Origin of the sequence: Dyadobacter sp., from assembly GCF_051859145.1 — a bacterium.
Lineage (GTDB): Bacteria > Bacteroidota > Bacteroidia > Cytophagales > Spirosomataceae > Dyadobacter.
Window position 1 is genome coordinate 1 of sequence record NZ_JBHYGF010000588.1, and the last position, 20,020, is coordinate 20,020.

Sequence of the window (20,020 nt, forward strand, 5' to 3'; positions counted from 1 at the left end):
GAAATCCTGGCAAGAGATGTAATCCGCACATTTCTGAAAGATGATCCGCACATTGAGGTAGCCGGAGAGGCGGGTAACGGATCGGAGGCTGTGGTGAAAATACTGCAGTACCGGCCAGATTTGGTTTTTCTGGATATACAGATGCCTGAGCTGGATGGGTTTCAGGTATTGAAGGAAATATGGCCGCATTATCAGCCGTTTGTCGTTTTTACAACTGCCTACGACCAATATGCGTTGCGTGCTTTCGAGGTGAATGCGATTGATTACCTGCTAAAACCATTTGACGAAATTCGTTTTCATCAGTCGCTCGGTCGGGCGAAAGAGCGGCTGAGCCTTAAACCACAGCCGCGCTTGGAAGAGCTTGTTGCCAACCTTCTGAAAGAACAGCGCGCGCAGCCGGAAAATTACCTGCAACGGATCCTGGTGAAAGAAGCCGGAAAAATGTACCTGGTCAAAACAGCAGATATCAGCCACTTCTCGGCAGACGGGAATTACATTTCGGTGTACACCGCTGCGAAAACCTACACCATTTACGAAAGCCTCAGCAGCCTGGAAAACCGCCTCGATCCTGACACCATGATCCGCGTAGGCCGCTCCAACATCGTCAACATGAACTATATCTCAGAGCTTGAAACGTACTTTAATGGCGAGTACATTATCCATCTTTCCACCGGCGACAAAGTGAAGTGGACAAGAGGATACCGGGAGAATATCCGTGCTTTCCTCACAAAAATGAGTTGACAGCAAATCTGTTTCAGGCACTGTTAGGCACAGTTCAAATAAAATAATCTACAATTCAAACAGTAGTGCTTCCGCTCCGGCTATTTACAGGCGAATTTGCATGCGTTCTGTTACTTAACTATTTAGCCATGCAATTTAAAAACTTCAACTTCCCAAACTCCGCCCTTTCGCGTGAACTGCGCGCCCTGGCGAAGTCAAAATGGACACTCGCGGTGATGGGTGGCAGTGCCGTAATCATTGGGTTAGCGCTTCTGGCGCCCGCTATTTCGTCGGGACCTCTTCCTGAACTTGAACAAGACCTTCGCGACGGCACCGGCGAATCGCATTGGTGCTACGATCAGATGAACCAAAAACTGGTGCTGAAACCTGTTGCCCTGCGCTGTGACAAGTCTGCGGAAATCGCTTTGCCAGTCAGCAGCATTGAAGCTTTCAGGCGACCTGCCCTGCTGCAAAGTTTGATACAGCTATAATAAAAACCGGTTGGCCGGGCGCAAACAAACCCGGCCAACCGATTTTAATTCTACTAATAAGCTAATTCCGGTACTTCTTTCAATTCTTTTTTCACCTCGATGGTCGGAGGGAGCAGCTTGTACATCACCGGCGTCACGAGTCTCGACAGCAATGTTGAACTGATCAATCCACCGATCAGCACCAATGCGAGCGGCGAGTAGAGCGCACTGTATTCAATCACAAGTGGCAGCAACCCGCCAATTGCAGTAAGTGAAGTAAGCAGGATAGGCACAAAGCGGATTTCGCCGGCTTCAATGATAGCCTCTTCAATTCCTTTTCCCTGCTCGCGCAGCTGGTTGGTAAAATCGACTACGAGCAATGAATTTTTGACCTCAATACCTACCAATGCGATAAAGCCGATCGTCGCGGTGAAAGAAAGTGTCTCGCCGGTCAAAAAGAGCATAGCCAATCCGCCTACAATGCCGAGCGGGATCACGGAAAGTACGATTAGTATGCTTTTAAATGTTTTGAATTCCAGTATCAGCACGCCCAGAAAGCCGAATATCGTTACCAGAATAATCAGACCAAGACCGCCGAAACTTTCCTGCTGGCTCTCCTTCTCGCCTGCTACCTTGAAAGTTTGTCCGTCCTCAAACCTGAACTTGTTGAGCTTTGAGGTAATCTCTTCATCGAGCCGCTGCACATTATAGCCTGGCTTCACGAATGCGGAAACAGTTACGTAGCGATCCTTGTCGTAATGCCGGATCTGGTTTGGCGAGCTCTCGAATTCTACGGTTGCCACGTTTTTTAATGGAATACTTGCGCCTGATGCAGAGGTAACATACAATTTGTCAAAAACACTATAATCCTGGACTGCCGCATTCCGAGACACGGACACATTCACGTCATAATTATCCGCCTTACCTACATCTTCACGATAGGTAGCTACATTTAAACCCGCCGCGCCCAGTCTGATCGTCCGGTCAATTTCCGCAGAAGAAATGCCCAGTGTTCCTGCTTTTTGCTTGTTAATGCGAATACGCAGGTCGGTGGGCTGCACCAGGAGTGGGTTATTCACATAGATGGTACCCTCTGTTTTGGCAAGCAGATCTGCCACGCGAAATGCCGTTTTTCGCAGATCCGTTAAATTTTCACCATAAATCCTGTAAGCAAGCGGCGCCTCGATGAGCGGGCCCTGCTCAAAGTCTTTCACCTTGATCTCCGCGCCGGGATAGCCTTCCAGCTTCTTCCTGAGGCGCTCAATTACTTCCACTTTTTCCGTAGTTTTTAAACCTTCCACCTGCACGAAAATCTCCGCAAAATTCTCGCTTTCATTATGCTGGACCACATTATAATAGATCCTGGGATTTCCTTTACCCACATTCGTCGCAAAAGAAGTGATTTGTGGTTCCTGTTTCAAGACACCCTCCACATAGCGCGCCACCTGGTTAGTCTTCCTGATATTCGTCCCCTGCGGCGTTTCTATGCTCACCAGGAACATCGGTTTTTCAGATTTGGGAAAAAGTGAATTTCCAATAAGCGGGATCAATGCAAGCGAGCCGGCGAAGATCAATGCGGCAATGACCAGCGTGACAGCCGGCCGTTTCAATGCTTTATCCAGGATAGTGCCGTAGGTTCCGTGGATCAGCCTTTTCATTCCCCTCAACAAAAAATTACCTTCCTCGCTCGCGTGCGGCTTCAAAATTACGCTTGATAAAAAAGGAACGATCGTCAGGGACACGATCATGGACGCAAACACTGTCGTAATCACCGAAAGTGGCAAACTCCGGATAAAATCACCCGCACCTTCGGGCAGAAATACCAGTGGCAGAAAGGCGAAAATCAGCAGGATTGTGCAGCCTACTACCGCCAGTCCAATCTGCGAGGAAGCTTTAATCGATGCATCCACACGGTTATAGCCCATTCGCAGGTACCGCTCAATGTTTTCAACGACCACAATGCTATCGTCGACCAGGATACCCAGCGCCACGATCATTCCGACAATACTCAGCTGGTTGATATTGTAGCCGAAAAGGTTCATCAGCGTCAGCCCGATCGCGAGTGACAGCGGAATGGAAATCATCACCACCACCGAAGCCCGTGTACCCAGCGGCAGCAATGTGAGCAGTACCAAAAGGATCGCGATGCCGAAATCACGGGCAAAATGCGAGAGCCTGGTATCCACGCTTTTTGCCTGGTCAAACACTTTTACCAGCTCGATGTTGGCAGGCAGCCTGGTTTTGAACTGCTCCACCACCGGAGCGACCTGGTCCTGGACGGCGATGATATTTTCTCCCTCTTTCTGGCTTACATTCACGAAGCTGCAACGGAACCCATTTAGTCTGGCGAGGTGGGTTTCGTCCTCATAACCCATCTTTACTTCGGCCACATCTTTCAGGTAAACGATCTTCCCATTCGCTGTGGACACGACCGTATTGGCGATTTCGTCCAGCGTGCGATAGTTGCCGCTCGTTTTGATATTCAGCTTTTTGGTACCCATACTGATGCTCCCACCCGGAATATTCACGTTCTCACTTTGCAGCGCAGCGATTACCTGATTTTGGGTAAGCTGCTGCTGGGCGATCTTTTGCAGATTAATACTTACCTTCACCTGCGGCTCAGGCACACCCTGGTAATCCACCTTTTTCAGGCTCTTGATCTTTTCCAGCTGCTCTTTTAGCTCCTTCGAATACTTCTTCAACTGCGTATAAGTCGCATTCTCACTGACCAGCGCGAATTGGTAAATACTTACGTCGGAGGGGATTTGTTTGTTAATGCGGATATCGGCAATGTCGGCAGGAAGCTGGCCGCGAATGCTGTTGATCTCGCGCACAATCTCCTGGTACTTATCTTCCGGGTCAGAGCTGTACTTGTACTGGATCTGCATCACTGCCAGTCCGTCCTGAATGTCGGTGATCACGTGCTTCATATTGTCCAGCTCGTTGATCTTCTTCTCCATCGGATCCACCACCAGCTGCTCCATATCTTTCGGGCTCGCGCCCGGGTAGATGACTACGACGGTAAACTGCGGCGGGTGAATGTCGGGATCTTCGCTTCGTGGCATCGTCAGCAAAGAGTAAATGCCCAGCGCCATCACTGCCAGGAATACCACCAGCGTAAACTGGTAATTTTTGACGGCAAATTCAGGTAATTTCATGATTTCGTCTGTTGAAGGTTACTGGACAATTTTAATGGCCGATCCGTCCGTGAGGTAAGCAGAGCCTTCCCTGATCACCCTGGCGCCGGCTTCAATGCCCGAAAGAATGTAAGCTTTATTGCCTTCGAGATAGGCGATTTTCACCAGCTTTTTCGCGGCTTTGTCTCGTTGCGCCACAAACACAAATGCGCTGTCGCTTTCTCCCTCGATCAATGCGTCAACAGGCAGCGAGATCATATCCGTTTTTTCATTCGGGTAAATACTTACTCTTGCAAAAAGGCCGCTGGCAAGCTTCAATGCAGATTTATCCAGCTTGATCTCCACCTGGTACAAACCCGATCCTGCCTCGCTTCCCTGCCCCAATGCGCTCACTTTTCCGGTGAAAGTCTGCTTGTAAGCGTCAAAAGTTACCTCTGCTTTTTCTCCGCCTTTCAGGCGCGCCCAGTCCTTATCCGTCAACCCGCATTTCACCACCCAGTCCTTGTTGGCAGTACTGCTGATGTACAACACCGGCGCGCCGCCCTGCACCTGCTCACCTGCATTCTGCAATTTGCGGATCACGACGCCGTCTGTGTTGGCGATGATTTTGGTTTGAGACAAGTTGAACCTTGCGATATCCAGCTGCTTTTCTGACAATACCAATGCAGTCTGGCTGTTTTCAAGCTGTTCTTTGGTATTGACACTGTCCCGGTACAGGTTCTGTACGCGCTGCGCATCGCGTTTTGCTTTCAGGAAATTTTCCTCCGCCTGGTTTACCTGCGCCTGAATCTCCGTAATATTCAGCGTGGCAAGTACCTGTCCACGACGTACCTTATCTCCCTCTTTCACCGAAATGGAATTGATAATGCCGCCCGTTTTGAAAGACAAACGTGCTTCACTTTCCGATGCCAGCAGGCCCGAAGTTTCAACCGCCTGCGCCTGGGTGAGAGCAGTCGGGCTGACAATTTTCACCGGAATGGTATTGTCGGATTGTTCCTGCTTTTTCTCCTCGCTGCATCCTGTCAGCAAAAGAAGCGAGGTGAGTAAAACACCCGGTATTGTAATCTGAGTAGTTGTTTTCATAACAATTTAGTTTGGAAGTACATAGCTTGCTTTTGCGCGTTCGAGCTCGGCTGCGCGGGTTTGTACGTTGAGATAAGAAATACTTTGCTGCAACTGGTCGCTGATTAATCTGTTCTGCGCATCGAGCAGCTCGATATATAGTAGCTGTCCCTCGCGATACAGCTTTTGCTGATCATGATAATATTGTTGCGACAAACCGGTCTGGCTTTTGGAAGCCTGGTAAATCTGCATTGCCGAACCTAGCCGGTTGGTGGCGGTTTGCGTTTGCAGCAATAATTGTTGTTCTACCTGATCCAGTTGTGCGCCGGCTGCTTTCACCTCCATTTCGGCTTGCTTCGTTCTGTGCTGAACACGATTGGCTGCAAACACGCGCCAGTCGAGCGTAACTCCGAAGAGATAATAGCGGGTGTCATTATTGAACCGCAGGAAGTCGCCTTGTGAACCCAGGTCTATAAACGTAGACAGCTTCGGCAATGCAGCCGACCGCGCAAGCTGCACCGAAAGTGCATTGATCCTGGAAAGTGTTTCCAGCCTGGTTAGCTCCTCGCGTTTTCCCTCGGCGGCCTGGTCAGGAAGCAAGCTTTGAGTTTCCTGTCTCGGTAGACTTACTGGGCTATCCAGCGGCTTGTTCAACAAGAAATTGAAGTACGCAATCGCATTCACCGCCTGATTCCTGGCATCTTCCAGACGTGCTTCCAAACCGATCAACTCATTTTCCGAGCGGCTTACGACAGTCCTGATCGCCTTGTCATTTTTTACCAAAACCTGATTAAACCGCAGATTGTCCCTCGCCAGCGAAACTGCATTCTGCATGATAGAAACTGACTCATTTGCCTGTAAACAAGCATAATAAGCCAGCTTCACTTCTTTCACCAGCTCTCGTTTATAAACATCCAGCTCTGCCTGCTGAAAGTTGATCTGCTCTTTTTTGATGCGGGAGTTATAGATAATCTCAGCATTGTAAATGGGCAGCGAAGTCCGGAAACGCGCATCGTAATAATTGTTGGGGTTAAAAGTCTGACTTACATTCTCCACCTCCGGGAAAGCGGAAGTATTGGTAAGCTGATTCAGCGAGTTGTAAACCGGGTTCAGCAAATCGCCAATGGGAATGCTGATCTTCCGGCCGCCCCGTGAATCCAGGTAAGACGCATTCAGGTTTACTTCCGGCAGAAAGAGCGCCTTCGCTTCCTTCAATGCATACAGATTTCTTTCCAGTAAAAACCCCTGCTGCTTTACGCCCTGGTTATTTTTCAATGCATAATCTACGTACTCCTGCAAAGTCACCTCCTGCGCATGTGCAGAAATCGTCAGAAAACAGGCAAAAGCATAGTGTAACAGCCGCCGCAAGGGCACCTTAAAGTTGAAGTTCATAATAAGAGTCGTTTATTTACTAAACAGTGTTCATTGAATGGTAAATTTTTTTAAGTTTTCATCTGGGCTAAAAAATGCGTTAGGGATGCATTCATCATTTGCTTCACATCTTCGTCGGGCATTTCGAGGATGCAGGTCCGCTCCCTGATGTACAATGTGACAAGTCCATGCACAAAAGACCAGACGGTCATGGCAGCAACAAACTTGTCTGCCGGCTTAATCAGCCCCTGATCAATGCACGCAGCCATCGTTTCAAGCAGGTACCCAAATGCGCATTCGCCTGCACTCCACTTTTCCTTGTGCTTGATCTCTGCCAACGGGGCGCGCATCACAAACATCAGGTCATAGTAATCGGGGTTTTCAAGTGCAAAATTTACGTAAGTTTTACCCAGCTCATGCAACCGCTCGTAAGGATCGCTGATGGCGTTGTGCTGACGCAAAAGTTTGTCCAGTATTTCAAATGCATTTTCATGGATAATGTAAAAAATTTCATCCTTGTCCTTGAAATACAGATAGATCGTAGCGGGACTATACTCAATATCCTCGGCAATGATACGGATAGACGTCTTATCATATCCTTGCTTCAAAAACAACTGAGTTGCCGAATCAATGATCAGGTTTCTCATATCCTGCTTTTCCCGCTCTTTCCTTTCCTTGATCGCCATAGTCTTTGAAATACGCCGTGAATATAATAAACAGTGTTTAGTAAATCTATTTTAGTTTTGTACAAAAAGGAAGAACGGTTGAAACATATACTTGAACGGAAGGCATTAAAGTGAGTTTGAAAGCTGTTTATCGGCTGTTTAGCTGATCAGGCAACAAAAAAGCGGGACAGAACTGCCCCGCTTTCCAAACAAGTTTATTTCGCATTACATACCCGAGGTACCCGGCAGCGATGCTAATTTCTCTTCATCGCGGCTGATATCCTTTTTCAGGTCTTCAATATTCCGCTTCAATTTTTCAAGACTATCCGCAGCTCTCCTTGCCTTTTTAGCATCCCGGTTTGCTGAACTTGCACTTTTGCTTGCCCGCTTGGCAGCGCGCTTATCCTGCGGATCGTCGCTCAGTCTGTCGGCAGCCTTGCGGTTTTGCTCGACGGAACGCTGGGCAGCTTCGGCAGTTTTCGCTGCTTCTTCTGTCTTGCTTTGGAGCTCATTTTCGAGCTTGGCAAGTTCCAGCTTGCGGTCATTCAGTTTCTTGCTCAGTTCAAGTGCTTCTTTCTGATTTTTCAGCAGGTTGATAGAGTCTTTGGATACCACCTGGGCCGAGGCCGACAAGGTAATGAATGCAAGTCCGAGGGATCCTACTATGTTTCTGATTTTCATCGCTTCCAAATTATGATGTGAGGTAAAAACCCGGACAGTGCAAAAACCATACCGGGGGAAATGTAAGTCGCACAAGCAGTTACATCCCTGGAAAAAGTTGAATAATTCGCAGGAAACGCAGTTTTGAGGAATTAAAAGGTTGTTTAAACAGTTTGTTTAAAATGTTTGTACAACATCATTTTTAAACTCCTCACTGACAAACAACTTTACTTTGAACCGCATTGCCTTACCACTACTGCTCTTCTTTTTACTGAGCCTTATCTCATGCGATAGTCTGTTTTTATATAATCCTAATCAGGTTACGCTGCTGAACGGACAATCCAATCTCAACAATAAAAACATTGCGCTCCTTCCTTCAAACCCGCCTCAGGATACGCTCCGTTTTATCCTGATGGGAGATACCCAGCGCTGGTATGATGAGTCCGAAGATTTCGTCAAAAGCGCCAACAGTCAGAAAGGCATCTCGTTCGTTCTGCACGCCGGCGACATTTCCGACTTTGGTCTTGCCCAGGAATTGAAGTGGGTAGACCGCATTATGTCCCGCCTGAATGTGCCCTATATGACGGTGATCGGCAACCACGATATCATCGCCAATGGACCCGACGCATACAGAAAAATGTTCGGCCCGCTGGATTACAGTTTCACTTACGGAAACTACAAGTTCATCTTCATCAACACCAACTCACGGGAATATGCATTCGACGGCACCGTGCCCAATGTACCGTGGCTCCGGGCACAGCTTGCCGACAATCCCGAGGGTAAGGAAATGATCGTCGTGGGCCACGTTCCGCCTTACGACAATGATTTTGATAAAAAGTTGGAACCTGAATTTGCCGGCTTGCTGCGTGATAACCCGAATGTAAACATGAGCTTATATGGTCACCAGCATTCATTTACAGACGGAGAATATTACAAAGATGGCGTCCGGTATGTAGTGACCACGAGCATGGGAGCAAGAGGCTATTTGTTGATCAAGCTATGGAAAGGCGGGCAGGATATTAATAGAATAGCATTTTAATAGTATGAAAAAAGTATTACTCCTCTGCCTCCTTTGCGCACAACTGACAGTATCGGCACAAAGTATCAACCTGGCGAAGTCGCACCGGCGATGGTTTATGCCAGATCATGCCAAATTGCAGTTTGCAGGTGGTACTGGATTTCTCTCCGGCGGGCCCGGTTATATTTCCAGTAACCGGACCCTCGAAACGGATTTCCTGTTTGGCTACCTCCCCGAAGAATTCGGAGGAGACGCATTGATTACCATTACAGGCAAAACCACCTACTCGCCCTGGTCAATTCCGCTGCCTGACTCCTATTACATCAAACCATTTTCGCTGGGTATGTACCTCAGCTACACGTTTGGCCCGCAGTTTGACTGGAAATGGCCGAAGTATTATCCCAAAGGCTACTATTGGTGGGCTACTTCTGTGCGGCCCGGTTTATATGTAGGTGGAAAAGTAGGGCGCGACGTAATGCCGCGCACGCGCAAGCGCCAGCTGGAATTATATTATGAACTGGGCACCTACGATCTGCTGCTGATCAGCTACGTGCAGAATACGGGCTTTTTGAAACCCGGCGACATTCTCAATCTTGCGATCGGGTTCAAGTTTGGATTTTAGGTCAAACCTCGTTGGTTTTTGAAGAGATATCCCTGATAATATCGTCAAGTGAATGCGCGGACGTGAGTATGTGACCGAGCAGCTCGCTTACTTCTTCGGCCGAGTTCTCGTAGTTCTTGATCAGGTCGATCAGTGACATCAAACGCGCCAAAGGGGCTCTGATCACGTGCGACTGCATCCAGGCAATCTGCTGCAGCTTTTGATTGCGCTCCTCGATCTCGCTGATATACCTGCGCTTTTCAGTTACGTCCCGACCAATGGAAATCCAGTGGGTAAGTTGCCCAGCCGCGTCGAGAACCGGATGCAACGACAAATTGATAATGTATGCCTGATCCTCTTTCTCGTAGTATATGATTTCGGATTTCAGTTGTTCGAGATTGGAAAGCGCATTTTGCAACTTACCAATTTCGTTTTCGGAAGATCTGAAACCTTTCAGCACCAACGGACTTTTCCCGATCACTTCCGCCTGCGTGTAGCCGGTGAGCTTTGTAAATGCTGCATTGACATACAATATCTGCAGTCCCGTTACATTCTGCGGATCCGATTTGGCGATCAGCACGGCGTCACTTGTATTGGTGATTACAGACCGAGCAATTTCAGCTCATATTCCTCCTCTTTCTGCCGGGAAACGTCCCGCATTACGCCGATCATCCGCACCGCTTTGCCTTGCTGGTTGCGGGTAATATAGCCGATTTCTTCTACGAATGCGTAAGTACCATCGGCGCGCCTGAAACGGTATTCGGCGCTCCATCTCTGGCCCCGGTCAGCAAGGAGCAAGTTCAGGCTTTGTTCCACTGCGGCGCGGTCTTCCGGGTGCAAATGCCGCAGCCACTCCTCTACGCCATCTTCTTCAATCAGATCGAAGCCGAACAATCTGAAAAATCCAGCGCCCCATTCAATGTGATCTGTCAGCAGGTCCCAATCGTAAATCGCATCGTTTGTGGCCATATTGAGCAACTCGTAGCGCTGGTTGCTTCTTCGCAGCTCGTCAATAGCCTGTTTTCGTTCAGATACGTCGATACCTATGCATTGTATTTCCACCGGCTTGTTCACAGAATCTGTTAATGCAATAAAATGCCAGTATACCGACCGCGGCTTGTCGCTTTGCTGCACGTAATCCAGCTCTAACGAAACAATCTTACCAGGTTCGAGCAGGCATTTATTCACCACATCCACTACGCTCATCCGATGGTACTGCATCACGACCATCAGCGAATTGAATCCCAGGAAATCCTCATGATTATAAAACCACCTGAAATCCTCCTGGAACCTGGTGTTGTAATAAGTATAATTTCCCGACAAATCTGTCCGGATCACGTAATTAGTCTGAGCATCTACCAGGCTGCGCAGCCTCGACTCGCTGGCGCGCAATTCTTCCTGTATTTTCATGCTATGGGTAATATCAAGGCAGGCGCCAATCATTTTAACGGCCCGACCGGTATCATCCATCTTTGACCTGCTCCATGTTTTCAGGTACTTCACCTCACCGGAAGCATGGATAATACGTTCCTCGAATTCAATGTCAGTCCTGTTTTCCATAGCGTATTCAAGACCGGCGCGCACCCTGTCCCTGTCCGCCGGGTGCACCATCGCGAGGTACCCTTCGAAACTCGGCTTATAAGTTCCCCTTTCAACACCGTAAATGGCGTACAAAGTATCCGACCAGCTTACTACATTGGATTCAATATCCCATTGCCAGGTACCAAAACGCGCCAGCTCCTGCCCCTGCGAAATCAGCATCGCATTTTCTGCAATCAAATCCAGGTTGCGACGATTTTCGAGAATTACGGTCAGTAATGCTACCGCTTTGGCCACAAATTTGAGCTCCTCCTCATTCGGCGCTTTGATCTTGCGGTAGTACACAGCGAAAGTAGCGATAACGGTATCATCGGAGAGGATAATCGGGTGAGACCAGCAGGCAAGCAGGTGGTGTTTGAGGGCGAGCTCCTTATGTTCTTCCCACACCGGATCTGTGGCAATATCCTTCACCACGATCATTTTTTTGGTAAAAGCAGCAGTACCGCAGGAACCGGCTTTCGCACTGATCTTTATATTTTCTATCGACTGAATGTACTCTGGTGGCAGCGACGGCGATGCCCAGTTGTGCAGCGCATGATTGCGGATACCCATGATCGAACAAGTCATATCAGGAAAACTCCGCTCAATCCCGGTCACATAATGTGTAAGAATTTCGCTCAGCTGCGAGTTCTTTCCCGCATTGATTTCGAGCACCGTTCTTTCCAGGTGCTCCACCTGTTCCAGTCGCCGGGTCTCACCGATATCCAACACAAGCCCGCGATTGTGCAGACTACCTGCATCTACAGTCACATCGATCACTGATTTCAGGATATATTTCACCTCTCCATTTTCACCAAAGACTGCCGCACAAGTGGATTGATAAAATTCTTCCGGGACTCGTCCATCTTCGTCGGGTTGGGAAACGTACCGCATCACAGGAGTCATACCTGGCTTTCCGGTCGCAGCTACCTCCTCCAACACAGCAAGGGACGCGCCCACGGCCCCGGAGAGTACGTCCACAAAAGCTTCATAAAAGGTCCTGCCTACCAGCTCTTCCCTGCTCATGCCGCTCAGCGACATAAATGTTCTGTTTACCTCCACAATCGTAAACACAGGCGCATCGGCTTCCATCACCAGGGACGGAACCGGACTGGCGTCAAATAGTGCCTTGAAATCTTGGCTGATCATACTGATAACCCCGGTTGTACATGAAAAGCAATAATTGAAAATAGCTGCACTATGTACACTTAATTAACGTGAAGGTAAATTCTGGAAGTCGTTGGTAACTAAAAGGTATTTGGGTAAAAAAGTAAGCGTTTCAACAAAACTGATAAATGTATCTGCAATCGTTAAAAGCGGAATGTGCCTGTTTATTAATTATATTTCCAGATAAACTTTTCTGCCTGCTGCAAAGGCTGTTTTTGGCGGACAAAAAAGAATGATCATGAAGACTCTTTTACTTACAACTGCATTGAGCGCAACCGTCGCCGGAGCTGCGGCTTACATGTACTTCGCGCCAGCCGAAACACGATATAACGTTGATAGTAAGTCGATTGCAGTATGCGGCCCCGTGTATTCCGGTCCTGCTGGCTTGAATGCAGCCGGGAAGTATATCGGCGCTATGCCTGGCTGGGGAGACTACTCTTTTCCCACTACAACTGCAATTGACAGTGCCCAGTTTTTCTTTGACCAGGGGCTCAACTTATATTATGGTTACCACTTCAAAGAGGCAGTAGCTTCTTTCCAGGAATCGGCGCGGCTGGATCCGGCGAATGCGATGGCTTACTGGGGACAGGCGCTGGCAATGGGACCTTACTATAATGCGGCACATAGCTACACCAAACCGGCGGAGCTTTCGGAGGTACTTGCCAGCATGAATGCGGCGGCAAATAATGCAAACTCTGTCGGGCAGGCTCTCATCAAAAGCATGAACACGCGCTACTCGGAAGGTGCTGACGATTCGCGCAGACAAGAACTGAACCTGGCTTATGCAAAAAGTCTGAAGGCGCTTGTCTCACAAAATCCGCGTGAGAAGGAATTTAAAATCCTGTACATAGACGCGATGATGCTCATCCACGCCTGGGACTTCTGGAACAAAGACGGAAGCGCCAAATCGTGGACGCCCGAGCTGATCCGTCTGTGCGAGCAGGTGCTCAAAGAAAGCCCGAAACATCCCGCTGCCCTGCATTACCACATTCACCTTACCGAAGCTTCCCGAAAGCCGGAAGTTGCGCTGGCAAGCGCCGAAACGCTTCGCAATGTAGCCCCGGGTGTAGCGCACATGGTGCACATGGCGAGTCACGAGTACGAACGCAACGGTTTGTATTACAAAGGTGTGGAGGTAAACAATGTGGCAGATGACAATCTGCTATACTACGATGCGCTCGCTAAAAACCTGTCACTCAACAAACACTCTGCGCATTATTTTGCGGTACAAACCTATTGCGCACTCACGGGCGGCATGTACAAAGACGCCGCCCGCTATGCCCAGCGCCTGCGCAAGACTGTTGCTCCGTCTTACGAAGGCACCTACGATCAATACCTGTACATGCTCCCGCAAATGGCGATGGTAAGAATGGGCAAGTGGGACCAGATCCTGAGCGACACCACCCGCATTGATCCGCAATGGAAGTATTCGACCATACTCAATGCTTTCGCGAAGGGAATCGCATTTACCCAAACCGGAAAAGCAGACGCTGTTGCTGATCAGCTCGCAGTGATTAAAGCTAATATCAACGACGTCACATTGACAAAGCGGCGTATTCCGTTCAATTCACCGGTGGAAGTAGCCCGCATCGCTGAACGGATACTAACAGGCGCGTTGCTGTTTGAACAAAAAGACCAAACACGCGCACTTGCCTCCCTGGAAGCAGCGGTGAAGCTGGAAGACAACCTGATTTATACAGAACCCAAAGACTGGCCGATCCCTAGCCGGCAGTTTCTGGGGAGATACCTGCTAAAAGCAGGAAAAGCGGCGCAGGCCGAGCAGGTGTACCGGGAAGATCTCGTTAAAAATCCCGGAAACGGCTGGTCGCTGAAAGGCTTGCACGAGAGCCTGAAAGCGCAGGGAAAAACCAAAGAGCTCAACAGCCTCGAAGATCGATACAAAACCGCCTTTGCACATGCCGACGAGCTGCCGGTCGCATCAGTGTTCATTCAGTGAGCATGCAACCTGGGCCATTCAACTACATTTAACCCAACACAAATGATCAACCGCCGCACAACAATATACCTGCTTACTTTGCTTGCCCCGCTTGCGTCGGCTGTGCACGGGCAAACGATGAAAACATTCAAGGTGAAAGCCGGAGATTACCCCAGCAAGGTGATTCCGGTTGCCGAGCAGTACCAGTTTCCTTCATTCGAGCGCGGCAAGATCCTCTTCTACGGCGGACGCACCGAAGAGGCACTGCTCAACTATACCTATCTGGGAGGAAACCTGTTGTTTCTAAACAATCAAAAAGATACCCTGGAACTCCTGGATCAGAAGCTGGTGAAGGTGGCCGATGTGCAGGGAAAGATCTTTTATAATGACAAACAGTACGGCTTCTGCGAAATGGTTTCTGCATTCGGAGCTATCAAGCTGGCGAAAAAGCACGTGCTAGGCCGCATTGGCAATGAAAAGGGCGGACCTTACGGCATTTCCTACACCGCCTCTTCAGTTACGACTTACAATTCCTACTCGAACGAAGCAGCGCCCGGCGCTAGGAAATTGAAGATGGATACCGAAGCCATTTTCGGTCACCGCACGCTCTATTTTTTTATGGACCCGAATGATCGTTTCCTGATCCCCGGCAAGAACAGCATCAGCAGGCTTTTCCCGAAATACAAAATTGAAATCACGCAATACCTGAAAGATAATCCCGTGAACTTTACACAGGAAGAAGACCTTACCAGACTGCTCGCCTTTTGCCAGGAGCTTAAATAATGCGGATTTCGGGAAGGCTTGATTTTTGTGGATGACGACTCTAAAAGCTGATCAGAAACAATGAAGATAGCGACCTACAATGTAAATGGCGTAAATGGCCGGCTGCCGGTGCTGCTGCGCTGGCTGGAAGAGCAGGCACCGGATATCGTCTGTCTGCAGGAGCTCAAAGCGCCTCAGGAGAAATTCCCCGAGAAGGCGATCCTGGACGCGGGCTACAATGCGATCTGGCACGGACAGAAAAGCTGGAATGGCGTGGCCATTCTGGCTCGCGGATTTGAAATACAGGAAGTGCGCCGCCAGTTACCGGGTGAGGAAGAAGACACGCACAGCAGGTACCTGGAAGCGATCATCAACAATATGCTGATTGGCTGCCTTTATTTACCAAACGGAAATCCCGCACCCGGTCCCAAGTTTGACTATAAACTACGCTGGTTTAATCACTTCATTGAACACGCAGCAGAGCTGCTCGCGCACGATGTACCCGTAATCCTGGCAGGCGATTACAATGTAATGCCCACGGATTTGGACGTTTACAAACCAGAGCGCTGGTTAGATGACGCACTTTTCAGGCCGGAAACACGCGCCGCTTACAAAACGCTTGTTGACCAGGGCTGGACCGACGCATTGCGCACGCTTTACCCGGATGAAAAAATTTATACCTTCTGGGATTACTTCCGCAATGCATTCACCCGCAATGCGGGCTTACGGATCGATCACTTTCTCCTGAGTCCGCACTTAAAAGACAGGCTGGTTTCGGCAGGTGTGGACAAGGATGTGAGGGGCTGGGAAAAGTCGAGTGACCACGCTCCTACCTGGATCGAAATTGCCGACGAATAAAATACCCCTGCTGGTTGTAAGTAAGTTAGAGGTAAAACGGCATTGTGGCACGTATTTTCATGATGGTTGATAGCCGCCATTCAGGTGGATATCTTTCATCAACACAACAAACCATGTCAAAGAAAATCGTTTTCATTCACGGTATGTTCCAGACTTCAAAAAGCTGGGATAAATGGGTTAATCATTTTACAAATCTGGGCTACGAATGTTCAGCTCCGTCCTGGCCCGATCACGCCGGTGATCCTAAAAGCCTGCGCGACAATCCGCCCGCAACACTTGGTGACCTGATGCTTGAGGATGTGATTGAAGCCATGGAAGCGGCCGTGATTGCAGCCGGCGGAAACAATCCGGAAGTAGCAGACAAGCCCATCATCATCGGACACTCTGTTGGTGGCCTGCTCACACAAATCTTCGTCAGCAAAAACCTGGCAAGTCTGGGCGTGCCGATTTGCACAGTTGCGCCAAATATGATGATGACGCTGGACTGGCCATTTTTCAAAAACGTAGCTGCGATAACCAACCCGTTTAAAGGCGACGAGCCTTTCAAACAAACACCGGAGAGCTTCCATGAAGCTTTTTGCAACACACTGGATGAAGCCTCGGCGCGCCGGACATTTGAAGAAACTGCTGTTCACGACAGCCGGAATGTACTAAGAGGTTGCCTCGGTTCAAATGGACACATTGACCTCGATATGCCGCAGGTACCTATGCTGTTTATCAGTGCCAAGGAAGATCAGATTGTACCTACCGAGCTGGTGGAAAAAAACAGCAAGGCTTACACGGACGCGGTGACGGAAATGTCTTTCATGGAATTTGAAAACCGCTCGCACTTCATTTGCGGGGAACCAGGCTGGGAAGAAGTAGCAGGTTACATTCAAAACTGGCTGGTAACTCAGCAACAAGTTTCGCACCAACAAGCATTTTAACCTGATCAGATTGGAAATATTCGTAGCTCCATTTCAGAAATGAGATGGAGTTTTTTATTTTTGCAATTCAAAAATCCAATTCCCATTTCATGTAAGAGCAAATTTCTTTCACTAATAATCAATGCAGCTTTACATTTTCAGCTGCTATTATATACTTCAATCGAAAGAAATTATGCTTTTTATTCAAGAGGTTGCGTACGCGCATCCTAATAGAGATATGTTGTTTCAGGACATCAATCTCACCATTCATCCGCACCAAAAGGCTGCATTAATCGGAAATAATGGGGCAGGAAAATCAACATTGATTCAAATACTTGCAGGCAAAATACTGCCGAAATCCGGTCATGTAAAATATGGTTCCGTACCCTATTATATACCCCAGCTTTTCGGTCAGTTTAATGATCAATCCATCGCCAAAGCACTGGGTATTGATGAAAAAGTGAATGCGTTGCATCAGATCCTCAACGGAAATGTCAGTGAAGAAAACCTGACTTTGCTTGGCGACGACTGGACCATTGAAGAACGTTGCCGCGAAGCATTTGAATCATGGAAACTACCTGAATTTGATCTCTCCCAAAAACTCGGAGCGTTAAGCGGCGGGGAGAAAACGAAGGTGTTACTTGCTGGCATACGGATCCACAATCCAGACATCATCCTGCTTGACGAACCCAGCAATCACCTGGACGCAGCAGGCAGAAAATTGCTTTATGAATTTGTTCAGATGCATACAGAAACGATGCTGATCGCAAGTCACGACCGAATGCTGCTCAGCCTGGTAGAAACTATTTATGAGCTGACAAAAAAAGGTATCAGCACTTATGGCGGCAACTTCGACTTTTACCTGCAACAAAAGACGGTTGAGCACGAAGCGCTTGCACAGGATTTAAAAAGCAGGGAAAAAGCGCTCCGCAAGGCAAAAGAGATCGAAAAGGAAACTTTGGAACGCCAGCAAAAACTGGATGCCCGAGGTAAAAAGAAGCAGGAAAAAGCAGGCTTGCCTACGATCATGATGAACACACTGAAAAACAATGCGGAGAAAAGCACCTCGAAGATCAAAGGAATTCATGCGGAGAAAGTAGGCGCCATTTCACAGGAGTTGTCCGCATTACGCCGCGATTTACCTGGAATTGACAAGATGAAATTGGACCTGGATCATTCTGCTTTGCACAATGGGAAATTGCTGGTAAATGCACATCAAATTAACTTCCGGTTTGCTCAGGAACCCTTATGGAAATTACCGGTTAATCTCCAAATAACCAGCGGGGAACGCATTGCTTTAAAGGGATATAACGGGTCGGGAAAAACGACATTAATAAGATTGATTTTAGGTCAGTTAACAGCCGAAACTGGAAAAGTAGAGCGCGCTGATTTTAAATCCATTTACATTGATCAGGAATATTCATTGATAAAAAATGAGCTTTCTGTATTTGATCAGGTGCAGCAATTCAATGACGGGTTTTTGAAGGAACATGAGGTGAAGATCAGGCTGAACCGCTTCCTCCTTACCAGGGAATTCTGGGACAAACCCTGCTCTGCATTAAGCGGAGGTGAAAAAATGAGATTGATGCTTTGTTCGGTTTCTATTATCAGCCAGTCACCGGATATGATCATACTGGACGAGCCAACCAACAACCTCGATTTACAAAATCTGGAAATACTGACAGCCGCAATGAATGAATATCAGGGAACAATACTGGCGGTATCTCACGACGAGCATTTTCTCGAACAGATCAAAATAGAGCGGGTAATTCAATTGTAATTAAAATTTAAATGCGGACTGCCTTACGACAGTCCGCATTTAAATATTTAACTCAAATTAATTATCAATATTTCAATTCCTTCAACTTGGCAATTACCCGGTTTGCTACAATCTGATATCCTTTGTCATTGATGTGGATTTCATCTGTACGATCGTCCGGGCGCATTCCTGTCGGGAAGTTCATGTTCTCGATATCGAACCGGTCCTGCTCGGTAGGTGTGTAGTTGATCGCCGCCATTTCCTCGGCGGTCGGTGGCGTCATGGGCACGTATTTGTTTCCGTAGCGGCTTTCCAGCTCGTCATTGATTGCGATCACCTGGTTGTAACGGTCCGTTCCTTTGTTTTCCGGCCGAGCCTGCAGCATTCCCACAACCAGGTACCTTTTAGGATCTTCAATGAAAGCAATGGAATCGTCCAGCGCCTTCAATATTTCCTCCTGCGCAGTTCCCTTGGTAATGTTATTGCGGCCATACCACAAGATCTGCGTAGCTGTTTTCAGACGAAGCGCATCGTCCAGCTCGAAAATCGAGTCCTCGGGAATAGCAAGGGTGCTCTCTGCATCGGGCTTGATGGTATAGATTTCTCCACTATCATTCGCTTTTCGCGTGATCGTGCATTTTACACCTACAACAGATCCTGTCCGGCTATAAGTCGTGTAGTTGATCGGGGTGGATAGAAACTCGTTGTTCAGTTTAGTGACCTTGATCTCCTTGGCCCCATCGAACTTACCGCCCTCCACAGAAATTTTCAGCGGAGTACCGCCTTGCCTGATCGCGATCGACATGGCGATCTGACCTACGATCCCGTCGCTGACTACTGGTCTGCCGGGAAATGCAGCACCTACTAAATTTCCGTACGGGGTACTTCCCCCCGCTCCTACCGTGAGACTGTCGCCAAAGAATGCGAGTGTCTGGTCTCTTTTTGGCCCTGATTCTTCATCACCAGACCCGCCATTTTCCGACCCATTTTTCTTGGGGAGAATGTCGTCGAGCAGCCCTTCACAGGAGGTCAGGAAGGTGGTAGCCAAAAGCGCCGCCCCAGAATGGCGAAAAAATCGCCTGCGGCTTAATACATTTTTTGAATTGTTAATTTTCGGGGTACTTCCTTGATCGTCAAGCATTTGATGGAATGAGTATGTGTTTGATTGCTTGAATAGTCCTAATTAAGACTTTCATTCTAATCAAGATCAATAATCGTTCCAGGAAGGAAAGGGAATAAAGGGAGGAAAGGGAGGATGGGGGAAAGGGAGGATGGGGGAAAGGGTGTCTTGTCCTGAAAAAAGTGGACACGTTTGTGAAATGTTTACTTCTTCATCTAATCTGCCTTCATT

Annotated in this window: 17 protein-coding genes; 9 read left to right on the forward strand and 8 right to left on the reverse strand. The window is 48.3% G+C overall.

All coding sequences use genetic code 11. The features are described 5' to 3' along the window. Together ACTIE6_RS25485 and ACTIE6_RS25490 are read left to right on the forward strand one after the other, a co-directional pair. On the forward strand, positions 1–741 hold a 741-nt coding region (locus ACTIE6_RS25485; RefSeq protein WP_439559304.1), incomplete at its 5' end, for a LytR/AlgR family response regulator transcription factor. A gap of 128 nt (positions 742–869) precedes the next feature. Beyond that, positions 870–1,211 (forward strand): hypothetical protein, encoded by a 342-nt coding sequence (locus ACTIE6_RS25490; protein ID WP_439559305.1) that lies wholly within the window; start codon positions 870–872, stop codon positions 1,209–1,211. A 53-nt stretch (positions 1,212–1,264) separates the two neighbouring features. Here ACTIE6_RS25490 and ACTIE6_RS25495 read toward each other — a convergent pair whose 3' ends face one another. From ACTIE6_RS25495 to ACTIE6_RS25515, 5 genes are all read right to left on the reverse strand, one after another. Beyond that, a complete protein-coding gene (locus ACTIE6_RS25495) occupies positions 1,265–4,348 on the reverse strand; it encodes an efflux RND transporter permease subunit (RefSeq protein WP_439559306.1) in 3,084 nt (1,027 codons plus the stop codon). Positions 4,349–4,366: 18 nt separating this feature from the next. Further along, positions 4,367–5,410, reverse strand: coding sequence for an efflux RND transporter periplasmic adaptor subunit (locus ACTIE6_RS25500; protein ID WP_439559307.1), 1,044 nt, complete (start codon positions 5,408–5,410; stop codon positions 4,367–4,369). 6 nt (positions 5,411–5,416) lie between these two features. Continuing rightward, positions 5,417–6,781 carry a TolC family protein gene (locus ACTIE6_RS25505; protein WP_439559308.1) on the reverse strand — a complete coding sequence of 455 codons (1,365 nt, stop codon included), beginning with the start codon at positions 6,779–6,781 and terminating at the stop codon, positions 5,417–5,419. 50 nt (positions 6,782–6,831) lie between these two features. Continuing rightward, complete coding sequence (locus tag ACTIE6_RS25510; protein ID WP_439559309.1) at positions 6,832–7,446, reverse strand: TetR/AcrR family transcriptional regulator; 615 nt, start codon at positions 7,444–7,446, stop codon at positions 6,832–6,834. Between the two features lie 204 nt (positions 7,447–7,650). Continuing rightward, positions 7,651–8,106 (reverse strand): hypothetical protein, encoded by a 456-nt coding sequence (locus ACTIE6_RS25515; RefSeq protein WP_439559310.1) that lies wholly within the window; start codon positions 8,104–8,106, stop codon positions 7,651–7,653. 211 nt (positions 8,107–8,317) lie between these two features. Between ACTIE6_RS25515 and ACTIE6_RS25520 the strand changes: the two genes are divergently transcribed. Further along, positions 8,318–9,124: a metallophosphoesterase family protein gene (locus tag ACTIE6_RS25520; RefSeq protein WP_439559311.1), complete on the forward strand. Its 807-nt coding sequence runs from the start codon at positions 8,318–8,320 to the stop codon at positions 9,122–9,124. Between the two features lie 4 nt (positions 9,125–9,128). Beyond that, positions 9,129–9,725: a hypothetical protein gene (locus ACTIE6_RS25525; protein WP_439559312.1), complete on the forward strand. Its 597-nt coding sequence runs from the start codon at positions 9,129–9,131 to the stop codon at positions 9,723–9,725. 1 nt (position 9,726) lies between these two features. Here the strand turns inward: ACTIE6_RS25525 and ACTIE6_RS25530 are convergent, their stop codons facing one another. Both ACTIE6_RS25530 and ACTIE6_RS25535 read right to left on the reverse strand, forming a co-directional pair. After that, on the reverse strand, positions 9,727–10,284 hold the full coding sequence (locus ACTIE6_RS25530; RefSeq protein WP_439559313.1) for a PAS domain-containing protein: 558 nt from the start codon (positions 10,282–10,284) through the stop codon (positions 9,727–9,729). Positions 10,285–10,304: 20 nt separating this feature from the next. Then, complete coding sequence (locus ACTIE6_RS25535; protein ID WP_439559314.1) at positions 10,305–12,431, reverse strand: PAS domain-containing protein; 2,127 nt, start codon at positions 12,429–12,431, stop codon at positions 10,305–10,307. A gap of 256 nt (positions 12,432–12,687) precedes the next feature. Between ACTIE6_RS25535 and ACTIE6_RS25540 the strand changes: the two genes are divergently transcribed. The 5 genes from ACTIE6_RS25540 (at position 12,688) to ACTIE6_RS25560 (ending at position 18,690) form a co-directional block, all read left to right on the forward strand. Further along, positions 12,688–14,406, forward strand: a complete 1,719-nt coding sequence (locus tag ACTIE6_RS25540) for a hypothetical protein (RefSeq protein WP_439559315.1) — start codon at positions 12,688–12,690, stop codon at positions 14,404–14,406. Positions 14,407–14,448: 42 nt separating this feature from the next. Continuing rightward, positions 14,449–15,168 carry a hypothetical protein gene (locus ACTIE6_RS25545; RefSeq protein WP_439559316.1) on the forward strand — a complete coding sequence of 240 codons (720 nt, stop codon included), beginning with the start codon at positions 14,449–14,451 and terminating at the stop codon, positions 15,166–15,168. Between the two features lie 60 nt (positions 15,169–15,228). Continuing rightward, positions 15,229–16,005: an exodeoxyribonuclease III gene (xth, locus tag ACTIE6_RS25550; RefSeq protein ID WP_439559317.1), complete on the forward strand. Its 777-nt coding sequence runs from the start codon at positions 15,229–15,231 to the stop codon at positions 16,003–16,005. A gap of 113 nt (positions 16,006–16,118) precedes the next feature. Further along, a complete protein-coding gene (locus tag ACTIE6_RS25555) occupies positions 16,119–16,931 on the forward strand; it encodes an alpha/beta hydrolase (RefSeq protein ID WP_439559318.1) in 813 nt (270 codons plus the stop codon). Between the two features lie 172 nt (positions 16,932–17,103). After that, positions 17,104–18,690 (forward strand): ABC-F family ATP-binding cassette domain-containing protein, encoded by a 1,587-nt coding sequence (locus ACTIE6_RS25560; protein WP_439559319.1) that lies wholly within the window; start codon positions 17,104–17,106, stop codon positions 18,688–18,690. Positions 18,691–18,754: 64 nt separating this feature from the next. On the opposite strand, the gene ACTIE6_RS25565 is transcribed toward ACTIE6_RS25560, so the two are convergent. Beyond that, positions 18,755–19,810: an SGNH/GDSL hydrolase family protein gene (locus ACTIE6_RS25565; RefSeq protein WP_439559320.1), complete on the reverse strand. Its 1,056-nt coding sequence runs from the start codon at positions 19,808–19,810 to the stop codon at positions 18,755–18,757. Positions 19,811–20,020: the final 210 nt, after the last annotated feature.